Origin of the sequence: Leptothoe sp. LEGE 181152 (assembly GCF_032906605.1) — a bacterium.
Taxonomy (GTDB): Bacteria; Cyanobacteriota; Cyanobacteriia; order Phormidesmidales; family Phormidesmidaceae; genus Leptothoe; species Leptothoe turfae.
This window is the reverse complement of record NZ_JASATU010000026.1, coordinates 17024-26345: the sequence shown is the minus strand read 5'-3', so window position 1 is coordinate 26345 and position 9322 is coordinate 17024. Positions and strand designations below refer to the sequence as shown.

General features: G+C 46.8%; 15 protein-coding genes. 9 read left to right on the top strand and 6 right to left on the bottom strand.

Annotation, left to right across the window (positions count from 1 at the left end; genetic code table 11):
• Positions 1 to 38: 38 nt before the first annotated feature.
• Genes QGP82_RS14820 through QGP82_RS14795 form a run of 6 tightly spaced genes read right to left on the bottom strand, consistent with a single transcriptional unit; the run spans position 39 to position 1894 of the window.
• The gene (locus tag QGP82_RS14820; protein ID WP_499059950.1) at positions 39 to 311 is read right to left on the bottom strand and encodes a hypothetical protein; all 273 of its coding nucleotides are present in this window, start codon (positions 309 to 311) and stop codon (positions 39 to 41) included.
• Positions 312 to 359: 48 nt separating this feature from the next.
• Positions 360 to 653 (bottom strand): hypothetical protein, encoded by a 294-nt coding sequence (locus QGP82_RS14815; RefSeq protein ID WP_163665392.1) that lies wholly within the window; start codon positions 651 to 653, stop codon positions 360 to 362.
• Positions 650 to 1021, bottom strand: a complete 372-nt coding sequence (locus QGP82_RS14810; protein ID WP_499059948.1) for a RusA family crossover junction endodeoxyribonuclease — start codon at positions 1019 to 1021, stop codon at positions 650 to 652. The genes QGP82_RS14815 and QGP82_RS14810 overlap by 4 nt, the downstream gene beginning before the upstream one ends.
• Complete coding sequence (locus tag QGP82_RS14805; protein ID WP_499059947.1) at positions 1018 to 1248, bottom strand: hypothetical protein; 231 nt, start codon at positions 1246 to 1248, stop codon at positions 1018 to 1020. Before QGP82_RS14805 ends, QGP82_RS14810 begins: the two co-directional genes overlap by 4 nt.
• Positions 1245 to 1547 carry a hypothetical protein gene (locus QGP82_RS14800; RefSeq protein WP_499059945.1) on the bottom strand — a complete coding sequence of 101 codons (303 nt, stop codon included), beginning with the start codon at positions 1545 to 1547 and terminating at the stop codon, positions 1245 to 1247. Before QGP82_RS14800 ends, QGP82_RS14805 begins: the two co-directional genes overlap by 4 nt.
• Positions 1544 to 1894 (bottom strand): hypothetical protein, encoded by a 351-nt coding sequence (locus QGP82_RS14795; protein WP_499059943.1) that lies wholly within the window; start codon positions 1892 to 1894, stop codon positions 1544 to 1546. Before QGP82_RS14795 ends, QGP82_RS14800 begins: the two co-directional genes overlap by 4 nt.
• A gap of 387 nt (positions 1895 to 2281) precedes the next feature.
• Here QGP82_RS14795 and QGP82_RS14790 point away from each other — a divergent pair, with 387 nt between their 5' ends.
• The 9 genes from QGP82_RS14790 (at position 2282) to ssb (ending at position 9291) form a co-directional block, all read left to right on the top strand.
• Positions 2282 to 2647 (top strand): helix-turn-helix domain-containing protein, encoded by a 366-nt coding sequence (locus QGP82_RS14790; protein ID WP_499059941.1) that lies wholly within the window; start codon positions 2282 to 2284, stop codon positions 2645 to 2647.
• A gap of 741 nt (positions 2648 to 3388) precedes the next feature.
• Positions 3389 to 4417, top strand: a complete 1029-nt coding sequence (locus QGP82_RS14785) for a DNA cytosine methyltransferase (RefSeq protein WP_499059940.1) — start codon at positions 3389 to 3391, stop codon at positions 4415 to 4417.
• Complete coding sequence (locus QGP82_RS14780; RefSeq protein WP_499059939.1) at positions 4414 to 6144, top strand: ATP-dependent nuclease; 1731 nt, start codon at positions 4414 to 4416, stop codon at positions 6142 to 6144. Before QGP82_RS14785 ends, QGP82_RS14780 begins: the two co-directional genes overlap by 4 nt.
• A gap of 232 nt (positions 6145 to 6376) precedes the next feature.
• Complete coding sequence (locus QGP82_RS14775; RefSeq protein WP_499059938.1) at positions 6377 to 6643, top strand: hypothetical protein; 267 nt, start codon at positions 6377 to 6379, stop codon at positions 6641 to 6643.
• A gap of 53 nt (positions 6644 to 6696) precedes the next feature.
• Positions 6697 to 6906 carry a hypothetical protein gene (locus tag QGP82_RS14770; RefSeq protein WP_499059937.1) on the top strand — a complete coding sequence of 70 codons (210 nt, stop codon included), beginning with the start codon at positions 6697 to 6699 and terminating at the stop codon, positions 6904 to 6906.
• A gap of 1 nt (position 6907) precedes the next feature.
• Positions 6908 to 7159 carry a hypothetical protein gene (locus tag QGP82_RS14765; protein ID WP_499059935.1) on the top strand — a complete coding sequence of 84 codons (252 nt, stop codon included), beginning with the start codon at positions 6908 to 6910 and terminating at the stop codon, positions 7157 to 7159.
• 67 nt (positions 7160 to 7226) lie between these two features.
• Positions 7227 to 7454, top strand: a complete 228-nt coding sequence (locus QGP82_RS14760; protein ID WP_499059933.1) for a hypothetical protein — start codon at positions 7227 to 7229, stop codon at positions 7452 to 7454.
• Between the two features lie 20 nt (positions 7455 to 7474).
• Positions 7475 to 8857, top strand: a complete 1383-nt coding sequence (locus QGP82_RS14755) for a recombination directionality factor (protein WP_499059931.1) — start codon at positions 7475 to 7477, stop codon at positions 8855 to 8857.
• Positions 8857 to 9291, top strand: coding sequence for a single-stranded DNA-binding protein (gene ssb / locus QGP82_RS14750; protein ID WP_499059929.1), 435 nt, complete (start codon positions 8857 to 8859; stop codon positions 9289 to 9291). Before QGP82_RS14755 ends, ssb begins: the two co-directional genes overlap by 1 nt.
• Positions 9292 to 9322 lie beyond the last annotated feature (31 nt).

The window sequence follows — 9322 nt, the reverse complement described above, 5'->3', positions numbered from 1 at the left end:
AACAACAATCGGTAGATGCACGGAATAACGCTCTGCGGCTATATGTTTAAGCCTGTTGGGATGAGATCAAAATAGGTCTCGCCCTTCGTAACATTGGTGAATTTCACCCAAGCCATGCCAGTGGCGTCACCGTCTTTAATCATGGCTGTGATATTGGCGCAATGGCCCCACGGCGGCTCTCCTGTCTCGCATGTCCAATGAGCCCCTAATCTATTCATGTAGAGTCGAGCATTGGTTCCACCTGCCAACAAGAGCTTCCAGTATTGAAACCTTGAATACACTCTTTCCCACCCTTGGCTTATTTGCTTCATGGTTGACACTTCTCGCTAAGATTTACAAAAGGAATAACGCTTCTGCGGCTACGGGCTGGCCCTTTCTCTAAGCCCCCGCCACAACCGTCCCAACGCCAAATAGACATAGGCCTTGGCCAAGCCTTTCAGCTGTCCTGCACGCCACTGAGGCAACGTCTGATAGTCAAATATCTCTTGCCAGCGCTTGCTGTAAGTCGTGCCCCCGATGGGCACAGGCAAGGCTTCGGAAATTTGAGCCCAATTCTGCTCGTACCATGAGACAGAGTTGGCGATGTCTCCGTCTGTAATCACCTGTTCCTTTAGCGAGCGATCGCATTCGGTGGGTGGGTGAGTGTGAGTCATGCCGCCTTCCTCCCCGTACTCAAAACAACCACAGCCTTAGGCTCAGCCTTCTTCTGCCAGTCCAGGCAGATCGCCAGACTGGGCACCCGTTTCATGTTGTCGTCCACCAGGACCTTGGCCTGCACCAACGCATCCAGGACAGAGCCTGCCACGTTATCCGCATCACCTTGGCGGTTGTGCTTGCCACTGAGACTGATCGTGATTTCGGCGTACTCTAAGGGCTGTCCCTGGTACTGATTGGAGATTGACGCGATCGCGCCTTTCTTCCAATTGTTGTACCGGTGTGGGTGGTAGGTGCCATTGGCCGTAGTACGAGCCCTGGCCTTGGGGACGATGGGGCCATCCAGGTTAAAGGTGTAAACACTCATGACACCCTCCCCGTATCACTCTGAGCGATCGCAATATTCTGGAAGGCAACCACAGCTCTCAACCGTTGATAGGTTTCTTGGATCAGCGGCTTACCCTCTGGGCTTGCGATTACCCAGTAGAGATCATCGTCTTCGATAGCCCCAACACTCCACAGAGCGAAGGAATTGGTGCTGTCGTGGAGTGAGGCGAATTTGGTCGTGGTTGGTGGGCTGAATAGAATGCTCATAGTTCTGCTCCTATCTCCACATTTCTCGGGGCAGCCTTCAAAATGAAACCTCCATTACCCTTAACCCACTGGATAGAAGCGTACTGACAAAACAAAACGCTACTTGCCCATGGCGTAGGGCTATGCGGCTTCTCTTCTAGCCACGCACCCAAGTAATTAAAGAAGTCGGCTGAATCCGTCACCCAACCATCAGGGAACTCCTGAGAGTCACTCACCCCAATCAGGTCTAGCCAATACTGAAAATCAATAAAGCATCCATGCCAACCTGCAAGGATCTTGCGGAGTGCTTCTCGCATCATCTCTTCCCTCCCAGCGCAATCAGTAAATTCTTTCGGTAAGTCTCTGCGTACAAAAAGGCATCCCAGGGAGTCTCGTAGTCAGGCTGAGCAAAAGGAGCGCCCAACGTATCAAACAAGGGTTTGATCATGAACACTCGAAACTCGCCACGCTCCTCACGCGTATCTGGCATCTCAGTGGACAACAAATCCCACCAATCAGCCGTAGCCTCCTTGCAATCCCACCACCCGTTGGCGATGTTCTTGAAAAAGGATCGACACCCCCTCACCCCCAAACCCCCCAGTGTGGGCATCCCTACCGGGGTTCCGTTCTTTGTGGCGTACACTGTTGTCGTTGCGGACGCTTTCATAGGTCCTCCCGTGTAAGATAGACAAAACTAAATAGAACGTATTGACTCCTGTTGATGTATTGATCAAGCGGCTTCCTGCCCTTGTTCGGTTTTGTTGATTTGAGCAGCTTCATTCATGAGAACTTTTCTCGCCCAAGTAGCGAAGGGTATCCCTTCTATGCTTGCAGCACCTTGCATCAAAGCAAGCTGTTGCAAGGTAAACCTAATCGGGACTGGCTTTGTTTTTGGCCCTTTCCTGCGGCCTGAATCTTTCACTGTCTAACGTTGATATACAGCTGTCTATAAAGTAATACATTTCCATCTGTATAGCAACACTATACAGCTGTCTATATGGAGATTACGGGGTGAGGTGATATGTGTTTGACAATGCAAAGACTAGAGCTGCCAATGACTATGGACTCCCAAGAGGGGCTGGATAAATTAGCCGAAATAGTTAAATCTGCTCGCGAATCCAGAGGGCTTAGTTTAAGAAAGTTTGCTGACCTTGTTGATGTTTCCCATGGCACGATTGACCGTCTTGAGAAAGCTCTAAGCGATGTATCCGATGATGTGTTAGAGGCGATCTCAGAGGTCGTTCCATATACTTACGTAGAACTTAAGGCAATCAGTCAAGGGCGAAAACCGGAAGACTTAAGAGCCTACGTTACTGCTGAGGATGTGTTTGAAATAGCTGTATCTATTAGCAAAAAAGAGCAGGTACGACTAATGCACATGCTTCTCGATCATCAGCAGTCCGACTCTACCAAAGTATGACGCCGTACCTGCGTACATACGTAGTGATTATTTTTTATACAATGTGTTTTTAGTGACTTCCTTCGAGTAAAAACTATCGGAGGCATAGCAGTAAAAATGCCAGTATCCTGAAATCACTCACTCATGAAAATTAAATCACCCGAAAAGGAAAGTGGGCCTGAAGGCCCTTTGATGTCGGCAGCAATCAAAAACATTTTAGAGACGGCAAAAAACCTCTCAAGAGAAGATCGAATAAAGCTGACTCACTTGTTAATTGATCTTGCTGTGAGAATTGAATAATCTTTCCTCAGTTATACTAGGGTGCTCTCTACCAAGCTCAAGAATTTGGAAAGGCGTTAATATTAACTATTGCATAGAAAATCCTGTTGCATAATTGGCTTATACATGTGAATCCTTTAATTAAACACTTAAAGGATCTTACAAAGACGCAATACTTAGAATAGACGCCTTTCAATACAGCTATCAATATAAAGAGAATAAGGGGCGAAGTATTAGTAAAGCCTAATACTTCGCCCCTTAGATTTTCTATCAGAAAATAGTAAATTTTAGCCTTTGGTATAAGTCTCCAGTTACCTACTAGAAAGCCGCATAACTTTTTCTAGGTATCCGTATACAGACCATATGCGGATACTATCTATACTTTTTATTTTTACAATGAATTACTTTCGAAGGAAGTTTGCTTGCTTTTAGATTGACCGTAAGGTTTAATAATCTGCACATTAATGCAAGGTGGGGAAATTGTTGACATCTATTGATCTTTTTGCTGGCGCAGGTGGACTCAGCTGTGGGCTGACAGCAGAAGGGTTTGACGTGATTTCAGCTGTGGAAATTGATCCTGTGTCAGCGAAAAGCTACTCCTTGAATCATCCACATACCGAGGTTGTCGTTGATGATATACGGAACCTAACCGGTCCACAGTTACTCAAGAGGGCTGGAATCGCCACCGGCGAGCTAGATCTTTTAACTGGCTGCCCGCCATGTCAAGGGTTTTCGACGCTTCGCACCAAGCGTATTACAAAATCTTCAGAGGACCCTAGGAATGAGCTTATTTTTGAAATTTTACGCTTAGTGCGCTCTATAAGACCCCGCGCAGTTTTAATGGAGAATGTTCCGGGTTTAGCCAAGAACTATCGATTCGCCAACTTTTGTGCAGGCTTAAAGAAAGCTGGCTATAGCTTTGATTATGCAATTTTGAATGCGTCTAGCTTTGGTGTTCCACAACGACGACGACGTTTAGTGCTTATTGCCTTTAGAGGTCAACAAGTGCCCAAAAATTGGTCGGATAACCGTCATTTTTCAGAAAAACATGTTAGAGACGCTATTGCCCATTTAGAGCTTTCAGCTGGCTCTAGTGGCGATCAGTTGCATGACATTCCTGAAAAAAGGACCCCAGCTATGATGGCTCGGATAAAAGCAACTCCTAAAGATGGAGGGAGTCGTCGTGATTTGCCTGAAGATATGCAATGTAAGTGCCATCTTGGTAAAGAAGGATATTTTGATGTTTATGGTCGAATGGCTTGGGACCAGGTATCGCCAACAATCACCAGTGGTTGCATTAATCCTTCTAAGGGCAGATTCTTGCATCCTACAGCTGATAGGGCAATAACGTTACGAGAAGCCGCATTGCTCCAAACTTTCCCTGAGGCTTATCAATTCTGCATTGAGCGGGGAAAAGATCATGTAGCTCGTCAAATCGGAAATGCTTTTCCGCCAAATTTAATTAAGCCTATCGCCAAGGTCATCAGTCATGAGTTGATATCTAAAAAATGAATTCACCTTTAGATCCCTTGGAGAAAAGTATTAGGGCGCTTAAAGCAAAAAAAATACATATTCATAGTCTTAGATTTCCTTATTATCGCAATCTTGAGCCTAATGCCGAATTAATATTTGATTTTCCAATCACTGTCTTACTAGGTCGCAATGGCACTAATAAGAGCTCTATATTGCATGCTCTTTACGGGAGTGTTAGAGGTAAAAGTATAGGCAATTTCTGGTTTGAAACCCGAATGGACCCTATCCAAAGGATGAAAAACGGTTTATACCAAAGTGTAATTCATCGTTACTTTGATGAAGATAAAGATGAATTAGTTGAATGCCTTAAACTTTGTTATACCAGGAGAGGAGATCCTGAATACTGGGAACCTGGAAGACATGTTCTCCTTTACGGCTTTAAAAAATCTGGCGTTCGAGTTAGGCCGATAAGACTTCATGTAAGACATCTTGACTTTAGAGGTGAGCTTCCAGCCTTCGATAAATACTTTTACTTTCCTGATCCCAAACATTTAGCAGAACGTGATCGTGATCGCAAAAAGAAGATTGACTCTACGGGGCGTATTATTAAATACAGTAAGCAGGATTATCTGAGATCTCGATCCAGTAAATTAAAAAAAGAAATTGAAAAGAGTGGTGTTGACTTAACTAACTATGAACTTAAAATTATAAGATATGCTTTAGAGCGCAATTATGTTAGTGGAAAGCTATTAAAACATAATATTTTTCATGGTCATGAAGGCTGGACTATTTTGTTTGAAACTGGAGATTTTGGTGGTTACTCAGATGCTTTTGCTGGCAGTGGCGAATCAGCGGCCACAATATTAATTCACAACATAATGGATGCCCCAGATGGCTCTCTAATACTGCTTGATGAACCCGAAACATCACTTCATCCTAGGGCTCAACAACGAATACTAGAATTTATTGCACATCAGGCTGTACGAAAGTCGCTTCAAGTCGTAATAGCCACTCATTCCACCTATCTTGCACAAAAACTTCCTCAAGAAGCAATTCGAGTACTGATTCGAGAACAAGAAGGGTTTGTCGTAATAAAAGATTCTTATTCGGCGGATGAAGCATTACATGAAGTCGCCACTCTAGCGCCTGGGAAAACAATTTTGGTTGAAGATGAGCGAGCAAGGCGCATCGTTATGTCAGCCTTAGAGCTATCGGCAAGTCATACGCTAAACGAGTTCAGTGTATTGGTTCGCCCAGGTGGCACTGCCCGTATATATCGCGATATTCAAAGCTATGCTAATAGTGGCAGGAAGGATGTATTTATTATTTTTGACGGAGACCATGATCCTCAGAAAATAATCCCAAAAGACGATGCATTGCCTCAAGGGAAGAAGGGGTTAGAGGATCTGATCAAAGATTTTACATTCAACGAAAACAAAAAAGGTTTGTCTTTTGTAGATGTAGGTGAAATGACACGCTACCTTTCTTTCCTTAGAGAGCAAGTATTTTTTCTTCCTACTCCTACCCCTGAGCATTTGGTTTGGGATGAAGCGGCAGCAGCGGAAATTTTTGGGGAAGAGTTGCCACAAGAAATACTGCAAGAAGCAAACCTGAAAGAGCGATTACGGCTTCTTGCAGATAAAGTTTTAGGGTTTGACTCTGAGGTTGTTTTTAGCATCCTTTTAAATAAATTCTTGGAAGGCGACAGCCAAGAAAAATTACAACTCTTGAAAGTGATCCAGCAAATTCGAAAGGCTAGCACTTAAACTAATTACTCATAGACCGAATAGTTAAAGGTCAAGCCGAGTTATCAAGAAGGCCGCAAGTTAGCCATCCCTACTGATCTCAAAGCCGCAAAATCAGAGCCCGTCAGGCAGTATCGACCTGACGGGCTCTGATTTTAGCCTTGGTAGGCCTGTATTCTCTGTTTGACATTTGTATATTGTTGATATACATTAGTAATGTGCTCGATACAAAACACTCACACCCCGCCACACCATGACACCCTCCACAGTCACCCCCGCCACAATCACCGCCGCAGATATCCAAGCCCAGTTAGACGCCGCTACTTGGGGCGACTGGTTCACCGCCGAGGACACCGAAGATGGTGTGTTGGTCTCTGGTCGCGTTGTTGTTTGGGAGACCGATGACGACATTTGTTGGGAAGAGAACGGCTGGTACGTTGACCGGCTGTTGGTTCTGCCTGAGGGTCGGCCTAATCGCCTTCAGACAGAAGCGGCTATTGAAGCGGCTGAGATTAAGTAAGCCTCGGGGGCTTCGGCCCCATCGCCTCATTCGTAGTACAGCAATTATTTATTATGACCACTATCGAAACCCACGCTTCCGTTTACAGAAACAGCCACACCAAAGTGGTGGATTTGTTTGTTAAATCCCAACATCAAGTCTTCCGGCTGCACATCAACCACGGGACAGCGCAAAACTCTTCTCTGCGTAAGTGGCTGAATGAGACCCACCCCGGTCATGAGCTTATGGATTGGGGTTTGTGGTCTGCTGTGGAGGGTGTGTAAGATGAAGGACTTTATCGTCAACCAACCCCTTCAAGACCGCCCTGTATACGGGATTGCGGCAGACGACGAAAAGACTTTGATCGGCCATATAACGTGTGTCACCCCAGAGGACTGGGTGATGTATTGGTCTGATGCTAAATGGCGGTTTATTGCCTGCCTAGAAGGGGTTCCGTCATCGCCCGCAGGGACTATGGAGCAAGCAGAAGGGTTTGTTCGGGATTGGGTACAGGATCAGGCTGCTGTTGCCGCGTAGGGTTTGCCCCAGCCAGAGGGCTTATTGGTTGGGGCTTTTCTGCAATTAATAAAGGAGATTTTTAACCATGATTGAGCTAATCGGCAACGACGTTTACAGCGACGGCGAGTACATCGGATCGGTGTGTCGCAAACCTCAGGGACACTGGACAGCCTACCTTGCCACGACTACCGGAGACGAAATCGTTGGCCAGTACGACACTGATGTGCTGGCGGCTGAGGCGCTTAGTTCGGTAGTACACGAGCAGAACAGCTACATATATCTGCTGGAAAACAGCGAACTGCCAGAAGCTTAACTATAGGAGATTTCTGAATAATGCCAATTTTAGGATTAACGACGAAGGCAGACACGCCGATTGAGACCAGCCAGCTGGGCAAGGCTTGGAAGGGTAAGAAAAAGACCCAGAACCGAGCAGGCGAAGACCTTAAAGATAAGTTCCGGCTTGAGATTCCTGCGCCATATGACAAGGTGATCCTGGCGAAATATGGAACGATGCTGCCTACCGAGCTTCGAGTGTTCTTTCCTCATGAGGAGACGGAAAAAGTATTTGAAACCTGGAACGATGCGGTCACTATTCAGGGTCTGCAACATCGTTGTAACGGTGAGCGAATCACTAAAGAGGTTGTCACTAAGACCAGCTACAGAGCTGGCAAACCCTACCCTAAGCGTCATCGTCAGGGCTGCGATCGCCCATGCCTGAAAGGTCCGGATGAAGTGATCTGCAAGCAGTGTGTTTCTACTGGTTACCTGAAGTTTTACATTCGAGAGTTGTTTGGCGTCACTGGCATGCAGCAAGTGATTGTGCAGACAGTCACGGGCATTAACGATGTAGTTGGAGTAACCAAGCAGCTCAGAGCTTTTGAAGAGAAGTACGGAAGCCTTAGTAAGTCATCGATCCCATCGCCGTATACCTGGAACTACGTGCCTTTCGTTCTGCGACGGGTGCCCAAGGATATCTCTCGCCCTCTGTATGATTCCAAGGCTAAGGCCTACAAAGGTGGCTATGGTCGTGGGACAGCGTATCCCATTGTGATCACTGAAGACCCTGAGTGGCTGGAATTCTGGCAAAACCATATGCGTCGTCAGATGATTTTGCAGATGGTTCAAGATGGTCATACAGCGCTATTGCAGCCTGAAGATCGCGCGATTCTTCAAGAGATGCAGTCTCTAGAGCTTCCCATGGCATCGCCTCAGGCCTTGCCCGTTACTGAAGTTGAGCAGAAAGCGATCGCGCCATCCACTAGCAACGATCCAATCCTTCAGGAGATGGAGGTTTTAGAACAGAAAGCGATCGCAGCAGAGCCAGTTGTGGATACATTCGAAGCCGCCGATCAGGATGCAGCCGCAGAGTATCGGGAGGAAATGCTTTCTCGTGAGCCACGGGTTCGGGCTGGTGAGGTGAATAAGGTTTTGAAGCTGGAGGCAGAGATCCTCAAAGATCTGTGGGGTGGCGTTGATCAGTCCAGCGGCGATGATACCGCGATCGCTTCAGAGTATATCGAGCTAATGCTACTTCACTACGCTGAGGGCCATATGGTTCAGCAGCGTGATGCAACGAAGCTCATGGTACGCCTTCAGGATGAGTTAGGGCTTGTTGATGAAGGATTGGCTGAGATGTTCGTTAGCGAGCTGCCCAATCATGTTCGACCGGCGGCAAAAGAACAGCCGACGACGTTTAACGGTGTGGGGATTGACTGATGGCTATCAACAGCGTCTCCATTAGCGGCGGGCTTAAGGCAGATCCCGAAATGCGCTATACCAGTACCAACCAAAAAGCCGTAACTCAGTTCACTTTGGCTGTTACTGACTACCGCAATGGCCAAGAAGAGACTACATGGATCGACTGCAAGCTTTGGGGTAAGGCTGCCGAGGTCGTAGCCAAGCATTGCAAGAAAGGCTCTAAGGTCTGCATCTATAACGCCAAGCTTAAACAAGAAAAGTGGACCGACAGAACTACTGGCAACCCTCGGAGTAAGCACGTTATTGAGGGCAATTTTGTTGAGCTGATCGGCGGAAAACCTCAAGACTCGCAGAAATCCCAACCCCGCCCCCCTGCGCCAGAGGCTAAGCCGGTGGAAGGGTACAACAATCAGCCTCATGGGGCTCCTGATTACGAGGACGTGCCCTTTTAGCCCCGCCGATGGGGTGTGTTGTTTTGAGTTT

Bases quoted from the DNA above. Each gene is read 5' to 3' on its own strand.
- QGP82_RS14820 (WP_499059950.1), bottom strand. From the start codon at position 311: ATGAAGCAAATAAGCCAAGGGTGGGAAAGAGTGTATTCAAGGTTTCAA.
- QGP82_RS14815 (WP_163665392.1), bottom strand. From the start codon at position 653: ATGACTCACACTCACCCACCCACCGAATGCGATCGCTCGCTAAAGGAA.
- QGP82_RS14810 (WP_499059948.1), bottom strand. From the start codon at position 1,021: ATGAGTGTTTACACCTTTAACCTGGATGGCCCCATCGTCCCCAAGGCC.
- QGP82_RS14805 (WP_499059947.1), bottom strand. From the start codon at position 1,248: ATGAGCATTCTATTCAGCCCACCAACCACGACCAAATTCGCCTCACTC.
- QGP82_RS14800 (WP_499059945.1), bottom strand. From the start codon at position 1,547: ATGATGCGAGAAGCACTCCGCAAGATCCTTGCAGGTTGGCATGGATGC.
- QGP82_RS14795 (WP_499059943.1), bottom strand. From the start codon at position 1,894: ATGAAAGCGTCCGCAACGACAACAGTGTACGCCACAAAGAACGGAACC.
- QGP82_RS14790 (WP_499059941.1), top strand. From the start codon at position 2,282: ATGACTATGGACTCCCAAGAGGGGCTGGATAAATTAGCCGAAATAGTT.
- QGP82_RS14780 (WP_499059939.1), top strand. From the start codon at position 4,414: ATGAATTCACCTTTAGATCCCTTGGAGAAAAGTATTAGGGCGCTTAAA.
- QGP82_RS14775 (WP_499059938.1), top strand. From the start codon at position 6,377: ATGACACCCTCCACAGTCACCCCCGCCACAATCACCGCCGCAGATATC.
- QGP82_RS14770 (WP_499059937.1), top strand. From the start codon at position 6,697: ATGACCACTATCGAAACCCACGCTTCCGTTTACAGAAACAGCCACACC.
- QGP82_RS14765 (WP_499059935.1), top strand. From the start codon at position 6,908: ATGAAGGACTTTATCGTCAACCAACCCCTTCAAGACCGCCCTGTATAC.
- QGP82_RS14760 (WP_499059933.1), top strand. From the start codon at position 7,227: ATGATTGAGCTAATCGGCAACGACGTTTACAGCGACGGCGAGTACATC.
- QGP82_RS14755 (WP_499059931.1), top strand. From the start codon at position 7,475: ATGCCAATTTTAGGATTAACGACGAAGGCAGACACGCCGATTGAGACC.
- ssb (WP_499059929.1), top strand. From the start codon at position 8,857: ATGGCTATCAACAGCGTCTCCATTAGCGGCGGGCTTAAGGCAGATCCC.